The sequence below is a fragment of the Methylocella silvestris genome (genome assembly GCF_002891535.1).
GTDB classification, from domain to species: Bacteria; Pseudomonadota; Alphaproteobacteria; order Rhizobiales; family Beijerinckiaceae; genus Methylocapsa; species Methylocapsa silvestris_A.
Genome location: NZ_PDZR01000001.1, coordinates 349,004 through 366,678 on the forward strand (window position 1 = coordinate 349,004; position 17,675 = coordinate 366,678).

A 17,675-nucleotide genomic window follows, 5' to 3' on the forward strand; every position below is an offset into this window, starting at 1 on the left:
CCAACCTTCGGCGTCAGGCCCGAGATGGGCCTCGGAAATTGACCCTCTCAAATTGCGCTCAGGGGTTCAGCGATTTGATGATCTCCTCGCCCTTCATCGAGAAGGTCGCGATGTCCTTTGCGTCGGGATTCATCTTTGCAAGATCCAGCATGCGAATCTGGCTGTTGTCATAAGTGCGGAAATAATAGCGCAACGTCTTGAGGTTGCTGGCCGCTGTCCAAATCGTGTAGTCGGCCTCGATGTTGCCGTGGGCGTCTTTCTCCTGTCCGCGGGCTGAGCCTTTTGGAATGTCGAACTGGTTCAGAATATGGAAGGCGTCAAGCACGGCGTCGTCGCCGGTCTTTGATGGCAATACAGACTGGCTGAAGGCGACGGCGCGGACGAAGCGCGAGGGCGGCGTGAAATCGCCCGGCATGCCGAGCATCCCGGTACCCTGTCCGAACGGTTCCAGCGTCACCGGCCCGAGTTGGACCGGCGGATGGTTGGTCATCGAGAAATTCACATAATTGCGCAGATTGGTCATATGCCAGTCGAACGATGGCGAATTCGTAATAACGCCGAGCGGCGCCTCGAAAACTCTAAGCTTGCCATCGAGATACTCGACCACGATGCTGCCGCCCGAGGCGTCCTGCACGCGGAAATGCACTTCCGGCGCAAAGCCCCATTGTGCGAAGACGACGGCGGGGACGACGATATCGCCGATATGAGCCTTGACTTCCTCGACGCTGGCGAAGTTCTCGAGCATCCATGAGCCAAGCTCCCATGGCGCGATAGTCTTGCCCGCGTCGGCCGGCGCATAGGGCATGTAACCGGCCGAGGTCGGGAAGTAGAACAACCCGGCATAAAGTCCCTTCTCGTTGAGGCCGTCGAACAGCACCGGCATGCCGACGCCATTTGCGCCGACGCTGGCGTATTTGGCAGTCCATTTCAGGCCCTCCTTGCCGTCCGGCGTCGTTCCCGTCCGCGCATAGCCGCGCGGAATAACGAGCACATCGGAGTGCAGGTCGATAGCGAATTCCAGCGTTCGCGCGGCGACGACCGAGCCGTCCTGCGCCTTGAGGCGGATGCCGGTGCAGGCAACAGATGACGCAACGTTGCTGAGCATCAAGGCGCAGGCCGCGACGGTTGAAAGAATGGTTCGGTATACCCGATTCCCGATCATGGTTTCCCCTTTTGGTTGTCTTGGCGTTTCTTGAAACATTGGCGGGAGATGAGCCGAGATCTATTGTCGGACCAGTCGCCGCAACACGTCCAGCGTTCCTACACCATCCGCCGGAGTAATCTTTTCGGCAAGTTGAAACGCATGGATGGCGTCGCGCGAGGCCTGCCCGAAACGTCCGTCGATGGTTCCCTTGTAGAAGCCGCGCTTTTGCAATTCGCGCTGGATCGTCGATTTGTCGGCGCGGCTGAGAAACACTTCGCCCTCCGGCCAGCGCCCGCGCAATTGATCGGCGCCGCCGATACGATCGGCGAGCAGACTGAGGGACAGCGCATAGGAATCGGAATTGTTATAGGCCTTCAACACCCAATAATTGTCGGACAGCAGAAAGGCGGGGCCCGTCGCGCCGGAGGGCAGAAACAGTGTGGCCTCGCCCTGCGCTCGCAGCGCGCTGCCGTCGGCGTTGGCGACGCCCTGCGCCGCGAAGGCGCCAAAGCCGCCATGCAGCGATGAAAAGCCAAAGTTTTGCGGCAGCCTGACCTCCATGCCCCACGGCAGACCGGGTTTCCATCCCGACTGGCGCAGAAAATTGGCGATCGAGGCGAGGCTGTCCTGCGGTCTGTCCCAGATGTCGGCGAAGGACGCGCCGTCGTAGCTCACCGCATATTTGAGATAGGCGGAGGGGATGAATTGCGGATCGCCCATCGCCCCGGCCCAGGAGCCTTTGAGTTTTTCGCGCGGGACCGATGCCTTTTGCAAAATGACCAGCGCCGCGATCCATTCGTCGCGAAACAGCTCGCGGTCCTGTCGCTGATAAGCGAGCGTCGCCAGCGTGCGGACAATGTCCTTGCCGCCGCGCGCCGCGCCGAAATCCGTCTCCATGCCCCATGCGGCGAGGATGATTTCAGGCGGAACGCCGCTGCGCTGGGAAATGCGCGTCAGTTCGCCGCCCCATTTCTGAAGCGCAGCGCGCCCGCGCGCGATCCGCGTCTTGGAGACAGCGGAGGCGAGATAGTCTTTGAGCGGCTTGTCGAACTCTGCCTGTTTTGCCGCGGCGGAGGGCGCGGATGGGTCTGGCGTCAGCCCCGAAATCGCGGCATCGAAGGTCGTCCGGCTGACGCCGGCCGCCTCGGCGCGTGGCCAGAGCGCCAGCAGGAATTGCTGGAACGCAGGATCGCTCTGCGCGCGGACGCCGGCGACGTCGACGAGCAGCGCCGCGCCCGCCAGAGCTGAGACTCCAAATCCGCGTCGTGTGAAAAACCGTGTCGTCATTCGGCGCCGCCGGCTTCAGGCTGCGGCTTCGCCTTGCCCTTCCATTTCCATTCCCGCGCCGTCTCAAACACCACATACAGCATGGGAATGAGGAAGATGCCGAGAGCGCTCGCCGCGATCATGCCGGAAAACACCGGCGTGCCGACGCCGCGGCGGCTGACCTGCGCCGCCCCATGCGCGAGAACCAGCGGAACGAGGCCGAGCACGAAAGCGATCGAGGTCATCATCACGGCGCGAAACCGCATCCGCGCGCCAAGAATTGCGGCTTCGCGAATGTCCATGCCCTGTTCGCGCTGCTCCTTGGCGAATTCGACGATCAGAATGCCGTTCTTCGCGGCAAGCGCAATCAGCACGACGAGGCCGATCTGCGCGTAAAGATCGAGCGACAGCCCCGCGATCAACACGCCGGCGAAGGCGCCGAGCACCGCGACGGAGACGGACATCAAGACCGGAACGGGAATGACCCAGCTTTCATAGAGCGCGACGAGAAAGAGGAACGCGAACAAAAGCGCAAGGGTGAGGATTGTTCCGGTCTGTCCCGACGCCTGCGCCTCCTGGTAGGCGGTGCCGGTCCATTCGAAGGAATAGCCAGGCGGCAGCGTCTTCGCCGAAAGCGCCGTCATCGCCGCGAGCGCTGCGCCCGAAGACACGCCCGGCGCCGGGGTTCCGTTGATCGTCACCGCGCGGTAGTTATTGTAGCGCGTGATGACCTGCGGCCCAACAATGGTGCGCATCGCCGCGAGCGAGGCCATCGGCACCATCGTGTTCGATTTGTTGCGGATATAGATCTGCCAGATCGACGAATAATCGCGCCGGTTCTGTTCGTCGGCCTGGAGATTGACCTGCCAGGTGCGGCCGTAGAGATTGAAATCGTTGATATAAGTGCCGCCGAGAGTCGCCTGTAGCGCGGTGAAAATCTGGGCGATGTCTACTCCGAGCGCCTGCGCCTTTTCGCGGTCGATATCGAGGTAGATCGAGGGGTTCGTCGCGGTGAAGGTGGAGAACACCCGGGTCAGCGCCGGGTCAGCGTTGGCGGCCGAGACCATGCCCCGCATCACGCTCGCAAGCGACGCAGGATCTTGACCCTCAAGACCCTCGAGCTGATATTCGAAGCCGCCGGTCGTCGACAGGCCGATGATCGGCGGCAAATTGAAGGCGATCACCGAGGCGGTGCGGATCGCCGCGGCCTCGACGGTGATTTTTCGGATCAGGGCCTGAGCCGAATCGGCCTCGGTTGGCCGCGCGGCGAAGGGTTTCAGCTTCACCACGATGAAGCCGGCGTTCGACTGGCTGACGCCGTCGAGGAAGGAATAGCCGATGATGGAGAAGGTGGCGTCGACCTGCGGCATGTCGAGCGCGATCTTCTCGACTTTCTTCATCGCCTCGCTGGTGCGATCGACCGAGGCGCCGTCCGGCAGCTGGACCACGGTGAAGAAGACGCCCTGATCCTCCTCGGGCAGGAATCCCACCGGCGTCTTGAGCGAGAGGACGTAGATCGCCGCTCCCACGACGAGCACGAGGACGATCGAGACGAAGGCGCGGCGCACGATATGCGTGACGATATGGGCGTAGCCGTCGCGCGTCTTGTCGATCGCCCCGAGCACGCGGGACATGATCCAGCCCTTGTGGCCGCCGGGCCGCAGCACGAGCGCGCACAGCGCCGGCGACAGCGTCAGGGCGTTCACGGCCGAGATCAGCATCGCCACGCTGATCGTCACCGCGAACTGCCGGAATAGCTGGCCGGAAACGCTGGGGATGAACGCCACCGGCACGAACACCGAAAGCAGCACCAAAGTGATTGCGATGATCGGGGCGGTGATCTGCGCCATCGCTTTCTTGGTGGCGTCAGCCGGCGAGAGCTCCGGCTCCTCCTCCATCACGCGCTCGACGTTCTCGACGACGACGATGGCGTCGTCGACAACGATGCCGATCGCCAGAACCAGCGCGAGCAGCGACACCGTATTGGCGGAAAAGCCGACCGCCAGCAGCACCGCAAATGTGCCGATGAGACTGACAGGGACCGCGATGGCCGGAATGATCGTCGCCCGCATCGAGCCGAGGAAGATGAACACGACGAAGACCACGAGGACGAAGGCCTCGACCAGGGTCTTCAGGACCTCGTGAATCGTGTCGGAGACGAAGGTCGTCGAATCATAGACGACCTTCGTTTTCAGCCCTTCCGGGAACCGCGCCTGAAGCTTTTCGAGCTTTGCCTGCACCGCGGCGGCTGTTTGCACCGCATTGGCGCCCGGCGACAGATAGATGCCGATCGCCACCGCCGGCTTGCCGGACAGGCGGCTTTCATTGTCCATATTCTGCGCGCCGAGATCGACCGACGCGACGTCCTTGACGCGGACGAGCGAGCCGTCCGGATTGGCGCGAACGACGATATTGCCGAATTGCGCCGGCGTCGTCAGGCGTCCCTGGGTCTGCAGATTGATTTGAAATTGCTGGTCGGATTCGATCGGGCGCGCGCCGATGCGGCCGATCGCAGCCTGGGTGTTCTGCGACTGCACCGCTGCGATGACGTCGGACGGCGCGAGATTGAGGCTGATCAGCCGCTCGACGTCGAACCAGATCCGCATCGAATATTTGAGCTTGCCGAACAGCATCGCCTGGCCGACGCCGGGCGTCCGGGCGATTTCGTCGAGCACGTTGATCGTCGCGAAATTGGTGATGAACAGCGGGTCCTGCGCGCCATTCTCGCTATAGAGCATCATGAACTGCAAAATCGCCGAGGAGCGTTTTTGCACCGTGAGGCCTTGATGCGTCACGGTCTCCGGCAATTGCGCCTGGGCGGTCTGAACCCTGTTGTTGACGTTGACGGTCGCGATGTCGGGGTTCGTGCCAAGCTCGAAGCTGACGGTCAGATTATAGCTGCCGTCGTTGCCGCTCGCCGACTTCATATAAATCGCCTTGTCGACTCCGACCATCTGCGCTTCGAGCGGCTGCGCCACGGAGGCTTCGACCACTTCGGCCGAGGCGCCGGGATAGGAGGCGGTCACCTGCACCTGCGGCGGCACGATGTCGGGGAATTGCGACAAGGGGATTCGCAGCAGCGACAGCGCGCCGGCGATCGTGATGACGATCGCGATCACGATGGCGAGCCGGGGCCGATCGACGAAAACCGAAGAAATCATGCGCCAGCCTCAGGTTTGCGCGCCGCCTATTTTTGCGGCTCGGGAGCCGGCGGTCCAGGCGTCGCCGGCGAGGCTTGAACCGCGATGCCCGGCCTCACGCGCTGCAAGCCTTCGACGATGACGAGATCGCCGGCCTTGAGGCCTGATTCGATCGCGGCCGTCGTCGGCGTCGACTGGCCAAGCTTGACGTTCTGCCGCTGCGCCTTGCCATCGGCGTCGACGACATAGACATAGTCGCTTTGCTGGTCCGACAGGAGCGCGGCGCGGGGCACGGCGAGAAACTCGACGGGCTTTACCCCTTCGAGAAAGACGCTGACGAATTCCGTGTCCGTCAATTCGCGCAGCGTGTCTCCGGACGATGATTTGATCGGCAGCGGCGGGTTGGGAATGACCGCGCGGACCATGATGGTGTCGGTCGAAGTCTGCACCGTATTATCGACGAAATCCAATTTCCCGGGCTGATTATAGATGCGCCCATCCGGCAGCCCCAGCCTGACCACGATCGCGTTGAAGCCGCCGATGGGAACATAGCGCTCGCGCAGCGTCAGCAGGGTGCGCACGGAGACGGGAAACAGCACATACATCGGATCCTGGCTGACGACGGTAACGAGGACGCCGCTGGTCGGCGTCACGACATTGCCCAGCGTCATCGCCGTGCGCCCGCTCTTGCCGTCGATCGGCGAGGCGATCGTCGTGTAGTCGAGATTGATCTGCGATAGCTTGACGCTGGCCTGCGCGCCAAGAAGCTGCGCCGTGATGCTGCGCTGCGTCGCAATCGCCGTGTCGACGGTGGCCTGCGCGCCCGATTGCGTTTGCAGCAGCGTTTGCGCGCGTTGGAGTTGAATATTGGCGTTTTCGAGTTGCGCCTGATATTGCTGAGCGACCGCCGTCTTTGCCGCAAGGTCCGCTTCGAACGGGCCTCGCTCGAGCCGGTAAAGCACGTCGCCTCTCTTGACCTCGGCGCCGTCCCGAAACTCCACCTTGTCGAGGAAGGCCGTGACGCGGGCGACGATGTCGACGCGGTTGACGGCGTGCACGCGGCCAATGAACTGGCTCGTCTGTGTGATCGGCTTCAATTCGGCTCTGACCACGCCGACGCTCGGCGGAGCGCCGCCCGGCGCCTGCGCTAGCGCGGCGAGCGAAGAAATCACGACGAAACATGCCGCGATCCCGCCTGCCGCAAGACGGGCGGCGTTGCGTTGCGGCATGGGCAAATCATCCCCGGATTTCGGGAGGCTATCCGCTATCTCTGTTTGATGCGGAGTCGTCGGGCGTTGCGTCGATCGGTACAAGGCGCCTTCCCATCAAGGCCAGGGGCGATGGGAAGTTAGAGGATTCTGTGTCCGGCGCAACGCGAAACATAGCTTGAGGCCAAACGCGCGGCGCGCGAGCGGACTTCGCTATTTCGCTCCGGCGTCTTCGTGCGTCTCGGCCGGAGCGCGCGGATCGACGGCGGCGACCGCGACATGCGAGGCCACAGCCGAGGCCTTGGATCTCGCGTGGATTGCGCGATGGGGAGCCGCGGGCTTTTGCGCCGCCGGCTGGGCGTCCGTTGGCTCTGTGACGGCGACGTCGATCGCGGGTGCTGCGGCTTTGGACGGGCTGAGGGGGGCTGTTTTGACGCCGGCGTGCTTCGTCGGCGATTTACGCTCCGCCGCGGGTCTTGTCGGGGGAAGCGGGGCGCTTTCTTCCGTGCTTGCGCCGGGCAACGCCGTTGCGATTGTGTCGGACGGCGTCGCAGGGGACAGCGCGCCATAGGGGCGCGCGCTGGCGAGCGCGATTTCCCGCGTGGCGTCGGAGGCCGTTTCGGCGGTCTTCGCGGCGTCGAGCTGCTTTACAGGCTTTGCCGCCAATTTGGTCGCCGTCTTTGCCAAGGTCCGCGCGCCGCGCTTATGCGTCTTCGTGGGCGCGAGGTCTTCGGCCGGGGCGGCGGTTGTCGAGGAGATTTGCGCTACTTGCGCTTGGGCGTCTTGCGCCGGCGCCGTTGGAGCCGCCGCCGTGGCGGCGGGCGGGCCAGACGCCACAGCAGAAGCGGCCTGGGAGTCCGCGGTCGGCGGCGCGGCGGCGGGCGAGGCCGCGGCGATCGCAGCAACCGCGCCGCCCTGTGGATAATCCGCCCTTGGCGCGGGCTGCGCCGGAGCGCCGCCCAAAAATGCCAGAAGGCCGGAGACGGAGCTTTTCGGCGGCTCGGGCGCCGGGGCGGCGGCGGGTTCGGGCGTCAGGGGCGGCGATTCGGCGGTGCGCAATTCGGATAGCATCTGTTTGCTTTTCGCCGTGAAATAATAGCCGGCGGCGAACAGCTGCACGGCGCGATCTTCGTCGCCGCCAGCAATGCGATAGGCGTTGGCGAGATAAGGAATGGCGTATGTCATATTGACATGCGGGTCGAGCAGACCGCGCGCGTCGCCCTTGTATCCCATCGACCGCGCGGTGCCGATTTTGATCTGCATCAGCCCGAAGCAGGCGTTGTGCGTCACGCGCGGGTTGTAGCGGCTTTCGCGCTGGACGATGCGATGAACCAGCCGCTCCGGCACGCCATGTTTTTGCGCCTGATGCGCAATGAAATCATCATAGAGCGTGGGGTGATTCTCGTTGTAGGCGAGCGCCGACGCCGAAGCGAAGGTTGCAAAAGACAGGCTGAGAAAGAGACGCCGCATGGTTAAGATTCCCCCAACGCGCGGACGTTGCTGCCCGAGTATGGCGGGAAAGTGGCGCCTTGAGCACAGGATTCGCGAAGCCCGAATCCTGTTGCAAATAGGTCGCGGTCGCTGTCATTCCAGCGCGCGGACGGCGAGACGAAAGACTTGCGCAAGAAATTTGTGCGGAGCGGCCTTGCGCAAAGAGGTTTCGGCGAAAATACGGATCAGAGCTGTCGCTCGATCATCATATTCTTGATTTTCGCGATGGCTTTCGCCGGATTGAGCCCCTTCGGGCAGGTTTTCGCGCAATTCATGATGGTGTGGCAGCGGTAGAGGCGGAACGGATCTTCGACATTGTCGAGCCGTTCGCCGGTCGCTTCATCGCGCGAATCGATCAGCCAGCGATAGGCTTGCAACAAAACGGCCGGGCCGAGATAGCGATCGCCGTTCCACCAATAGCTGGGGCAGGAGGTCGAGCAGCAGGCGCAGAGGATGCACTCATAAAGGCCGTCGAGCTTTGCGCGATCCTCGGGCGCCTGGCGCCATTCCTTTTCGGGCGTCGGCGATTTGGTCTGGAGCCATGGCTCGATCGAGGCGTGCTGCGCATAAAAATTGGTGAGGTCCGGCACCAGATCCTTGACCACCGACATATGCGGCAAGGGATAGATTTTCACCGCGCCCTTGATGTCGTCGATCGCCTTGGTGCAGGCGAGGGTGTTGGCGCCGTCGATGTTCATCGCGCAGGAGCCGCAAATGCCCTCGCGGCAGGAGCGGCGGAAGGTCAACGTCGGGTCGATCTTCGATTTGATCCAGATGATGGCGTCGAGCACCATCGGCCCGCAATCGTCGCGATCGACGTAATAGGTGTCGATGCGTGGGTTGGCGCCGTCGTCCGGGCTCCAGCGATAGATGTTGAACTCGGTCGTGCGCGTCGCCGCGCCGGGTCTTGGCCAGCTCTTGCCCGCAACGGGACGCGAGTTCTTGGGGAGAGCGAATTCAACCATGTGGCGTTCCCGGTGTCAGACGAGCGGGGTTTGAAATGGACGGGGAGACGCGGCCCGCATCAATACACCCGCGCCTTCGGCTCGATGTACTGCATCTCGTTGGTCATGGTGTAGCTGTGCACCGGGCGGTAATCGATCGAGACGGTGTGCGCGTCGGGGTCGATCGTCGCCAGCGTGTGCTTCATCCAGTTGACGTCGTCGCGCTGCGTATAATCCTCGCGCGCGTGGGCCCCGCGCGATTCGGTGCGGTTGACGGCGCCGTCCATGGTGACGACGGCCTGGATGATGAGATTGTCGAATTCAAGCGTCTCGACGAGATCGGAATTCCAGATCAGCGAGCGGTCTGTGACGCCGACCTGATCCTTCGCTCCCCACACTTCATGAATCAGTTTCGAGCCTTCTTCCAGGACCTCGCCGGTGCGGTAGACGGCGCAATGGTTCTGCATCACCTTCTGCATGCGCAGCCGCAAATCCGCGGTGGGGATCGATCCCTTGGCGTAGCGCAAGCCATCAAGCCGGGCGAGCGCCTGCTCGGCCGAATCGGCCGGCAGTTCGGCCTGCTTCGCGCCGGCGGTGACGAGTTCGGCGGCGCGCATGCCGGCGGCGCGGCCGAACACGACGAGATCGATCAGCGAATTTGAGCCGAGCCGGTTTGCGCCATGCACGGAAACGCAGGCGGCCTCGCCAAGCGCCATCAGGCCGGGTACGATCACATCCGGATCGCCATCCTTCTTGATGACGACTTCGCCGTGATAATTGGTCGGGATGCCGCCCATATTATAATGCACGGTCGGCAGCACCGGGATCGGCGCCTTGGTGAGGTCGACCCCGGCGAAAATCTTGGCGCTTTCCGAAATGCCGGGCAGACGCTCATGCAGGATTTTCGGATCGAGATGATCGAGATGAAGGTGGATGTGATCCTTGTTCTTGCCGACGCCGCGGCCTTCGCGAATCTCCATCGTCATCGCGCGCGAAACCATGTCGCGCGGCGCGAGATCTTTGACGGAGGGGGCGTAGCGCTCCATGAAGCGCTCGCCGGCGCCATTGGTCAGATAGCCGCCTTCGCCGCGCGCGCCCTCGGTGATGAGGCAGCCGGCGCCATAAATGCCGGTCGGATGGAATTGCACGAATTCCATGTCCTGCAACGGCAGTCCGGCGCGTAAAACCATGGCGTTGCCGTCGCCGGTGCAGGTATGCGCCGAAGTCGCCGAGAAATAGGCGCGGCCATAGCCGCCGGTGGCGAGAATGACGAGTTGCGCGCGGAAGCGGTGGATCGTGCCGTCATCGAGTTTCAGGCAGACGACGCCGCGGCAGCGGCCATCCTCCATGATGAGGTCGATGGCGAAATATTCGATGAAAAATTCGGTGTTGTAGCGCAGCGCCTGGCCATACAGCGTGTGCAGCATGGCGTGGCCGGTGCGGTCGGCGGCGGCGCAGGTGCGCTGGGCAGGGGGGCCCTTGCCGAAATCGGTGGTCATGCCGCCGAAGGGACGCTGGTAGATGCGGCCGTCTTCCGTGCGGGAGAACGGCACGCCCCAATGTTCGAGCTCATAGACAGCGGCCGGGGCGTTGCGGCAGAGATATTCGATGGAATCCTGATCGCCCAGCCAGTCCGACCCCTTGACGGTGTCGTACATGTGCCATTTCCAATTGTCCGGCCCCATATTGGCGAGCGAGGCGGCGACGCCGCCCTGCGCCGCGACCGTATGCGAGCGGGTCGGAAACACCTTGCTGATGCAGGCGGTGCGCAAACCGGCCTGGGAACAGCCGACCGTGGCGCGCAGGCCCGCCCCGCCAGCGCCGACGACGATGACGTCGAAGCTGTGATCGGTGATCGGATAAGCGGCTCCAAGCCGCGCCGGTCCGGCGGCGCCGTTCGACGTGCTGCCTAACGCCATTCTATCGCCTTTCCACTTCTTTTTTTGCTACCGGCTGGAAGATTGTTCGGCGCTGCGCCAGCGGGCTCAACTCAGCCCGAGCTTGACGACCGCGAAAACGGAGGCGAGGGCGACAGCCGCGCTGAAACAGAAATTGCCGACGAGCGCCCATTCCTTGGCGTGCGGGGCGTGAATGTAATCGTCGATGATCGACTGCATGCCGAGCTTCATATGCCAGCATCCGGCGAGAATGAAGAGAAGCAGCACAATCGCCGGCAGCGGATGGCCGAGCTCGGCTTTCACGCCGGCATAGTCCTTATGCATCAGCGAAAGCATGACCCAGACGAAGCCTATCGCCAGCGGCAGCAGCGCGACAGAGGTGACATGCATGCTCCAGGCGTCGCCCGCGCCGGATTTGGCCGAACCGAGAAAGCCCTTTCGCGCGGGGCTGCGGGAGGATGAATTGTCATGCGCCATGAGAGTGCGGCTCCTGAAGCGTCGATCGAGCGGGGACGGCGCGCTGCGGCGCGCCGGTCAGGCGCGCAATGCCACGCATACCCACACAAGCAGAGTCAACGCAATTCCGCCAATGAGCGTAGCCCAGGCCAGCCATTCGCGTTCCGGGTCGTCGAGGCCATAGCCGAGATCCCAGATCAGGTGGCGGACGCCGCCGAGCAAATGATGGAAAAGGGCCCAGGTGAAGCCGAACAGAACGAGCTTGCCGAAAAACGAGCTGACGACATGCGAGGCCGCAGCGAAGGCTCCGGGGCCGGAGGCGGCGGAGATCAGAAACCAGGCTAGCAGCAAGGTCCCGCCGTAGAGCGCCGCCCCGGTGATGCGATGGACGATCGACATCGTCATCGTGAGGGTCGGCCGATAGATCTGCAGATGGGGCGATAACGGCCGGCTCGCAGGCCCGCCGGATTTCAACTCGACCTCGGTCATTTACGCTGCACCCGATTGCATGAGCCAAGCTTCGCCTTTCCTTATCGCAATCGAGGATGGCGGGCAAACCTAATCGCGGCGCAAAAGCGGCGCCCGTCCAGCGCATGTTCAGGCCCCGCTGCAGCGGCTTTGCTTGTTGCCAAAGCGCGCGCCGCAGTAGAAGAATATGCCGCCGCCAGAAGCGTTTCGGCTGCGGTCTTGCCGCGATCGGGAGCCGCCTCCCTGTCGGCCCGCCGCGCCGTTCGCGCGCCGCGCGTGGTGGAGATTGCGGGTGAGAGATTGTCCCCTTTAAGAGATCGGGCGATGGCCGAAGAGACGAGCAACGCGCCCGAGCGAGGCATTCTTCGCCCGCCCTTCGGCTCGCCCGGTCTTGCGCCGGTTTTTCGCGCGAAGATCGTTCGCGAGCGCCGGGGCGCGCTCGCCATCGGGCTCGCATTTGTCCTGTCGCTGTTCGCCGTCGGCGCGCCGCCGGCCGCGGCCGCCTCCGGGCGAATCACGGTCCAGTCGGGCGGGGTCACGCGCACGGCGCTGCTGGTGCAGCAGCGCAGGCTCAAACAGGCCCGCCGCCCGCTGGTCGTCATCCTGCGGCAGGCGCGCGAGAAAGGGCCGCACCAGCGGCGGCTGTTCGGTCTCGACGAAATGTCGGGGTCAGGCGGCCCGATTCTCGTCTATCCGGACCCGCTCGGCGGCCGTTGGAGCGCCGGTCCGGGCGCTGACGCCGCCTTCATTCGGGATCTGATCGCGCGGCTTGTTTCCGACGGGCTTGTCGATCGGCGCAAGGTGTTCCTGGTCGGAATTGGCGACGGCGGCTTCCCCGCCCTCCAGCTCGCCTGTGATAACGCGCCGCTTCTGGCCGGTGCTGCGGTCGCGATCAGCGCCATGCCGGTCGATCTTGCCACAGCCTGCAAGCCGGCGCGGCCGGTTCCTTTCATGATGATCGCCGGGACGGCGGATCCCGTGGTTCCGTTCGCAGGCGGCAAGGCCGCTCTTGCCGATCAAAAAAGCGACGTCGCTTCCGTTGACGCGATCCTGGCGATCTTCGGAAAGGCCGCGGGGTGCGGCGAGGGCCGCACGACCACCGCGATCCCCGACCGCGACCCGCGCGACGGCACGCGGGCCTATGTCGACCGGCTGAACGGCTGCAAGGTTCCGGTCGAATTGCTGCGCGTCGAAGGCGGCGGTCATTCCCTTCCGGGGCGTCCGCTCACGGGCGATGGGCCGCGCCTCGGGCCGCACAATAACGACCTCGAAGCCGCGCGGCTGATCTGGGACTTTTTGCGCAAGGCTGGGAGCTGAGCGTTTTTGCGCGCAGGCCTAAGCCCCGGCCGATCGCGCCGCCAGCTCCGCAAGGCCCTGCTGGAGCGTTTCAGGATCGCCGGTGAGACACAGGGTTTTGAGGCGGCCCGTCGCGCCAGCCTCAACGCGCACCGCCGAGGGCGCGAGTCGCAATGATTTGGCGACAAGCTTGATCAGCGCGGCATTGGCCTCGCCATCGCGCGGCGCCGCGCGGACCCGAGCCTTGAGCACGGCGCGCCCATCGGACAATTGGCTCGCGCCCTCAATCTCGTCGCGCGCGCTTTTGGGAGTGAGCCGCACCGTCAGAACGACGTCGGAGCCGCGCAGCATCCAGGGGTTTGGCGCGGCGTCGCCGGGTTTGGCGCCTGCGCTCAAAAGACGTTCGGATAGATATATTGTATGATGATTCGCTGGATCAAAAAGATAATCAGAAACAGAACGATGGGCGAAATGTCGAGGCCGCCGAAGCTTGGCAGCATTTGCCGGATCGGACGCAGCACCGGCTCCGTCAATGCATTGACGGCGTTGACGATGGCGCGGACGACGTCATTATAAGTATTGATGACGTTGAAGGCGACGAGCCAAGACAGAATGACGGCGGCGATCACGACGTAAGTATAAAGGTCGAGAACGAGCAGAATAACATCTAGAAGAGCGCGCATTGGATCTCCGAAGCCTTGAGCCCGCATTCCCCGTTTACGCGGCTTGAGCCGAACTGGCAAGGCGGCCGCTGCAATAGCGCTGCGAGCAAGGCCAAAACGAGCGCGCCACAGACCCTTGCGCCTCACCGCGCAGTCGCGTAAACAGCGGCTGGCCGGGGCTGTAGCTCAGATGGGAGAGCGCTGCAATCGCACTGCAGAGGTCAGGGGTTCGATTCCCCTCAGCTCCACCAGAAAATCACATTATCATATTGAAATGTAATGGATATTCGCGTTAGAGCGTGAGCTTACCCCAACTATTACCCCTACGTTGGTTTGGACGATCGCGGGCCGGCGCTCTCACTTTTTTGAGGAAGGCTACCTCAGCGGATGCCACTTATGATCGATCCCGATCCGTATGAAGATGTCATCCTCCGCTATGAGCTGACCGCCTTGTTCCTTCTCGGCGACTTGCGACTTGCGAACGGGGATCTTGCCTTAACCAAAGATGGTGATCTTCAAATAGGCAGTCCCTCATACAACGCGATGTTCCGGCTTGTGCAAGCTTGGCGCCTCAATGCCCCCGCAATGCGGTTGATGTTCGATACCGTGCATGAGCTTCGCCGTACGAAGCCTGAGCGCGAGAAGGAGTTAGATGCAATTTTTGGCAGGGGTCCGGCGAACGGCCGATTCCTTGAATCGGACGATGTTTCACTGTACCACATGGTAAATGATGCCATTGGCGCGTTGGAAGTCAGCCGAGAGGCTCTTGCCGGTAGCTTGATGATCGTGATCAGCTCCCTTTTAGACCGATTCAGGAATGATCTCGATGCGAGCTTAAAGAGATGGAACTTGGGCAATCCTAGTTTCGGTGGCTATTCGGCAGGACAGGTCGTTACCGCTGCGGCAAATAGCTTTCGCCATGCGGACGAGTGGAAAAAAGCGCAATTCTCCAAAAAAGATGCCACTAAAGAGCAACGGCGATCGATGGATGTCATTCGATCGGCTCGCGGCTTGGCGGACGGCCCTCAAGCCTATTATGCCTCCGACATCTCGGAAGCTGTTCTGGATCTTCTTAGCGAGGGAGATTTCGAGCGATTGGCGAAAGTCATTCTGAGCTTTGCGAATGGCATTGCTGAAGAAGTCAAATTGACTTGACCGCGTCGGAGCTTTTTGAGGGAGCGGATAATCCGCTCAAACGGCCGCGCCCGTAAGGTCGCGCCACGTCCATCCATCCCAGATGATCAGCTTTCCGATCGTCTGGTCAAAGACGCTCTCTCCAAATTCCTCGGGTCGCGGTGCTCCGTTCGGCTGGGCGGCCTGCCGCGCCGGGCGCGTGGCAGAGGTCACCACTTGCGCACCGATGAGCCATCCCGCCGCGCTGAGGGCCTGAGCGACGCTGCGCGGCACGGTCAGGGTGCTTCCCGGCTGGCAGCTAAATACGACGCCGCCAACGCTCTGCGAATTCCGCAGGCCGTTGCCCGGCGGCAAGACGATAAAAATATCGGAGTTTTCCGGTGTCATATTCTTTGTCCTCTTGAATAACTGATTAAAAAAGTTCGCCTCTGCGGGCGAGTTCGTAGAGTCCCCAGTTCGGCATTTGCGGCTGGATCATGAGATCGGTGATTGCCCAGACCATCGCATCAAGGCGATCTGGCGAGCCGGCGACGCCCGGAGCGAATGAGGACATCTGGTCTTCGAGCGCGGGAAATGCGCCGACCAAATGCACGCGATTTTGCTCGAATAGCGCCGATACAGGCTCCGCGCGCGTGATTTTTCCACGCGAGGCGTGAACCGGGCGGTAACTTACGTTAGGGTCGACGGCGCGGACTGTCGTCTCGACCATCGCCCCGCCTTGATTGACTTCCGCGACGATGCGATCAGCCCGATGCTCGTGATAGAGCGCCACGGCGATCCGCGCCCATTCGACTGGCGCGTATCTTCCGGAAGCGTCGCGAAGAATGTAGCCTTTTCCGTCAACGCCAAGGCCGGCGACAACGATTCCCGTCTCATCTGAATCCTCGTTGTTCGAAATGGCTGGATCGATCGCGACGACAACACGGGTCATTTCCGGTACGGCGTCGACGGAGATCCGCGCGCGCTCTATCAGGTCGCGATTCCACAGCGCTCCGGGCGTATCTTCCAAAAGCTCGGCGTCGAGTTCCTGTCGGCCGAGTCGCGTCCCTTCGTATTTTTTGATGATCGAATTGACGAACGATGGCGCGAGGTTGTCCCGGTTTTCATGAGTCGATCCGCGACTCACAGCAACGTCTTGACCTTCTCGGGAAAGTATATCCTTCAAAATCTTGAGCGGGCGAGGCGTGGTCGAAATAACAAGTCTGGGCCTCTTTCCGAGACGTAGCCCCATCATCATCATGTCGTAGGTTTCCTGAAGATTCGACCACGCGCAAATCTCATCCGCCCATATTAAATCGTGAGCCGGTCCCCTGAGCCGATTGGGTTCTTCGGCGCTGAATGTCATTGCAATCGCGCCATTCGTATAGGTCAAAAGGCGTTTGCTGGGCTCGTATTGAGGCCTTGACCATTCCGGGCCGATCGATAACAGGCCGGACTCTCCAGCGACCATGACATCTCGGGTGTCACTCGCGGTGCTACCAACAAGCCCAACACGCCGAGCCCTGCCGCTCTCGATCTCGGCGCTGACGAATTCAGCGGCAGCGCGGGTCTTACCAAACCCGCGCCCGGCGATAATCGCCCAAATGCTCCAATCACCATCCGGCGGAAGTTGGTTGGGTCGCGCCTGCGTCAACCACGAATTTTCTAGCGCATCCGCGATCTTATTAAACATTTCCGACATCACGATTCCTCCGGCGGAATATGCTCGATTGTTTTCATTGCCGGATCGATAGGTTTGGCGGACTCAAAATCGCGAAGCATGCGAATTACGTCCGCGCGCGCCGCCGGATGCGGAGCCAAGGCTTTGATTAAAGCGCCCTGTAATCTCGCGAAGTCTGGCGAAGTGAATAGATTGAAGTTGTTGATTGTGGTTGAATTTGAAAATTCCCGGATCTCCCCGGTTATCTTTCCGATCTGGCGGAGTGTTTCAAGCAAACGTCCAGCGATAACGCCAACGGCATTTGCGTTGTTGGTTTCAGACGCCCTGACGAATTGATCTGTCAATACCGTTCGAACGAGTCCAAAGTAGTCAATTAAGCTATGTTCTTCTTCTCTTGCCTTGTCCAAGAGCTGTTGCATTTTTAATGGGCCAGCGAGATACTTTGCCTTCGTCTCGTCATCGATGTGTAGAGTCCAATGCCGATGAATCGCGTCGCGAGAGACATTGAATCGTTTCGCCAGCTCGTCCAACGACGCGCCGCCAGCGCGCAGAACTTCGATCCTACGCCGCTCGGGATGTATGCAAATTGAACATGACTTGGCCACAGTAATTTCTTTCAAAATGAAAGCGCGGCGACGCCAATCGTAAAACGCCGCCGCGCCTATCGCCCCTCTGCCTCCGCGTTCCACACTTTCCAGAGGGGCAAACTGTCCGGCTCGCGACGAACAGGGAATTTCGCGAGCCGGATTGATCGAGTCGAAATGCCGGGATCGACTCGACCTTTTGAGCGGCCCTTAAAATGACGGAAAACCGGGCCGCTCAATTCTCGCCTGTGTGCCGCAGACGAATGCTCGCGGCGGGAAATGCTTTCCATTCATTTCCCGCCGCGTCGCCATCCGCGCATAGGC

16 protein-coding genes and 1 tRNA gene are annotated in these 17,675 nt (G+C 62.1%); 3 read left to right on the forward strand and 14 right to left on the reverse strand.

The window, feature by feature from the left end; all coding sequences use genetic code 11:
* Positions 1 to 58: 58 nt before the first annotated feature.
* The 9 genes from CR492_RS01565 to sdhC all read right to left on the reverse strand — a co-directional run bounded on the left by CR492_RS01565 (position 59) and on the right by sdhC (position 12,036).
* Entirely contained in the window at positions 59 to 1,162 is a 1,104-nt protein-coding gene (locus CR492_RS01565) for a linear amide C-N hydrolase (RefSeq protein ID WP_102841939.1), read from the reverse strand.
* A 60-nt stretch (positions 1,163 to 1,222) separates the two neighbouring features.
* Entirely contained in the window at positions 1,223 to 2,431 is a 1,209-nt protein-coding gene (locus CR492_RS01570) for a lytic murein transglycosylase (RefSeq protein ID WP_102841940.1), read from the reverse strand.
* Entirely contained in the window at positions 2,428 to 5,571 is a 3,144-nt protein-coding gene (locus CR492_RS01575; protein WP_102841941.1) for an efflux RND transporter permease subunit, read from the reverse strand. Before CR492_RS01575 ends, CR492_RS01570 begins: the two co-directional genes overlap by 4 nt.
* Before the next feature lie 26 nt (positions 5,572 to 5,597).
* Positions 5,598 to 6,779 carry an efflux RND transporter periplasmic adaptor subunit gene (locus CR492_RS01580; protein ID WP_102841942.1) on the reverse strand — a complete coding sequence of 394 codons (1,182 nt, stop codon included), beginning with the start codon at positions 6,777 to 6,779 and terminating at the stop codon, positions 5,598 to 5,600.
* A gap of 192 nt (positions 6,780 to 6,971) precedes the next feature.
* Positions 6,972 to 8,228 carry a lytic transglycosylase domain-containing protein gene (locus CR492_RS20340; RefSeq protein ID WP_146030136.1) on the reverse strand — a complete coding sequence of 419 codons (1,257 nt, stop codon included), beginning with the start codon at positions 8,226 to 8,228 and terminating at the stop codon, positions 6,972 to 6,974.
* Positions 8,229 to 8,434: 206 nt separating this feature from the next.
* Entirely contained in the window at positions 8,435 to 9,214 is a 780-nt protein-coding gene (locus CR492_RS01590; RefSeq protein ID WP_102841943.1) for a succinate dehydrogenase iron-sulfur subunit, read from the reverse strand.
* A gap of 59 nt (positions 9,215 to 9,273) precedes the next feature.
* The gene (gene sdhA, locus CR492_RS01595; protein ID WP_102841944.1) at positions 9,274 to 11,112 is read right to left on the reverse strand and encodes a succinate dehydrogenase flavoprotein subunit; all 1,839 of its coding nucleotides are present in this window, start codon (positions 11,110 to 11,112) and stop codon (positions 9,274 to 9,276) included.
* 66 nt (positions 11,113 to 11,178) lie between these two features.
* On the reverse strand, positions 11,179 to 11,568 hold the full coding sequence (gene sdhD / locus CR492_RS01600) for a succinate dehydrogenase, hydrophobic membrane anchor protein (protein WP_102841945.1): 390 nt from the start codon (positions 11,566 to 11,568) through the stop codon (positions 11,179 to 11,181).
* 57 nt (positions 11,569 to 11,625) lie between these two features.
* Entirely contained in the window at positions 11,626 to 12,036 is a 411-nt protein-coding gene (gene sdhC, locus CR492_RS01605) for a succinate dehydrogenase, cytochrome b556 subunit (protein WP_102841946.1), read from the reverse strand.
* A gap of 303 nt (positions 12,037 to 12,339) precedes the next feature.
* On the opposite strand from sdhC, the gene CR492_RS01610 reads away from it, so the two are divergent.
* Positions 12,340 to 13,332 (forward strand): alpha/beta hydrolase family esterase, encoded by a 993-nt coding sequence (locus CR492_RS01610; protein WP_102841947.1) that lies wholly within the window; start codon positions 12,340 to 12,342, stop codon positions 13,330 to 13,332.
* Positions 13,333 to 13,350: 18 nt separating this feature from the next.
* On the opposite strand, the gene CR492_RS01615 is transcribed toward CR492_RS01610, so the two are convergent.
* Both CR492_RS01615 and CR492_RS01620 read right to left on the reverse strand, forming a co-directional pair.
* Entirely contained in the window at positions 13,351 to 13,707 is a 357-nt protein-coding gene (locus tag CR492_RS01615; RefSeq protein ID WP_245411924.1) for a DUF167 family protein, read from the reverse strand.
* Positions 13,704 to 13,994, reverse strand: a complete 291-nt coding sequence (locus tag CR492_RS01620) for a YggT family protein (RefSeq protein ID WP_012592526.1) — start codon at positions 13,992 to 13,994, stop codon at positions 13,704 to 13,706. The genes CR492_RS01615 and CR492_RS01620 overlap by 4 nt, the downstream gene beginning before the upstream one ends.
* A gap of 154 nt (positions 13,995 to 14,148) precedes the next feature.
* Between CR492_RS01620 and CR492_RS01625 the strand changes: the two genes are divergently transcribed.
* Positions 14,149 to 14,224, forward strand: a tRNA-Ala gene (locus CR492_RS01625).
* Positions 14,225 to 14,369: 145 nt separating this feature from the next.
* Entirely contained in the window at positions 14,370 to 15,128 is a 759-nt protein-coding gene (locus CR492_RS01630; RefSeq protein WP_146030137.1) for a hypothetical protein, read from the forward strand.
* A gap of 36 nt (positions 15,129 to 15,164) precedes the next feature.
* Here the strand turns inward: CR492_RS01630 and CR492_RS01635 are convergent, their stop codons facing one another.
* The 3 genes from CR492_RS01635 to CR492_RS01645 are packed head-to-tail and all read right to left on the reverse strand — an operon-like array spanning position 15,165 to position 17,297.
* Positions 15,165 to 15,494 (reverse strand): hypothetical protein, encoded by a 330-nt coding sequence (locus tag CR492_RS01635; protein WP_102841950.1) that lies wholly within the window; start codon positions 15,492 to 15,494, stop codon positions 15,165 to 15,167.
* Positions 15,495 to 15,519: 25 nt separating this feature from the next.
* Positions 15,520 to 16,788, reverse strand: a complete 1,269-nt coding sequence (locus CR492_RS01640) for a DNA-packaging protein (protein ID WP_102841951.1) — start codon at positions 16,786 to 16,788, stop codon at positions 15,520 to 15,522.
* A complete protein-coding gene (locus CR492_RS01645) occupies positions 16,788 to 17,297 on the reverse strand; it encodes a hypothetical protein (protein ID WP_102841952.1) in 510 nt (169 codons plus the stop codon). The genes CR492_RS01640 and CR492_RS01645 overlap by 1 nt, the downstream gene beginning before the upstream one ends.
* Positions 17,298 to 17,675: the final 378 nt, after the last annotated feature.

Coding starts and splice junctions, on each gene's coding strand:
- CR492_RS01565 (WP_102841939.1), bottom strand. CDS start 1,162: ATGATCGGGAATCGGGTATACCGAACCATTCTTTCAACCGTCGCGGCC.
- CR492_RS01570 (WP_102841940.1), bottom strand. CDS start 2,431: ATGACGACACGGTTTTTCACACGACGCGGATTTGGAGTCTCAGCTCTG.
- CR492_RS01575 (WP_102841941.1), bottom strand. CDS start 5,571: ATGATTTCTTCGGTTTTCGTCGATCGGCCCCGGCTCGCCATCGTGATC.
- CR492_RS01580 (WP_102841942.1), bottom strand. CDS start 6,779: ATGCCGCAACGCAACGCCGCCCGTCTTGCGGCAGGCGGGATCGCGGCA.
- CR492_RS20340 (WP_146030136.1), bottom strand. CDS start 8,228: ATGCGGCGTCTCTTTCTCAGCCTGTCTTTTGCAACCTTCGCTTCGGCG.
- CR492_RS01590 (WP_102841943.1), bottom strand. CDS start 9,214: ATGGTTGAATTCGCTCTCCCCAAGAACTCGCGTCCCGTTGCGGGCAAG.
- sdhA (WP_102841944.1), bottom strand. CDS start 11,112: ATGGCGTTAGGCAGCACGTCGAACGGCGCCGCCGGACCGGCGCGGCTT.
- sdhD (WP_102841945.1), bottom strand. CDS start 11,568: ATGGCGCATGACAATTCATCCTCCCGCAGCCCCGCGCGAAAGGGCTTT.
- sdhC (WP_102841946.1), bottom strand. CDS start 12,036: ATGACCGAGGTCGAGTTGAAATCCGGCGGGCCTGCGAGCCGGCCGTTA.
- CR492_RS01610 (WP_102841947.1), top strand. CDS start 12,340: ATGGCCGAAGAGACGAGCAACGCGCCCGAGCGAGGCATTCTTCGCCCG.
- CR492_RS01620 (WP_012592526.1), bottom strand. CDS start 13,994: ATGCGCGCTCTTCTAGATGTTATTCTGCTCGTTCTCGACCTTTATACT.
- CR492_RS01630 (WP_146030137.1), top strand. CDS start 14,370: ATGATCGATCCCGATCCGTATGAAGATGTCATCCTCCGCTATGAGCTG.
- CR492_RS01635 (WP_102841950.1), bottom strand. CDS start 15,494: ATGACACCGGAAAACTCCGATATTTTTATCGTCTTGCCGCCGGGCAAC.
- CR492_RS01640 (WP_102841951.1), bottom strand. CDS start 16,788: ATGTCGGAAATGTTTAATAAGATCGCGGATGCGCTAGAAAATTCGTGG.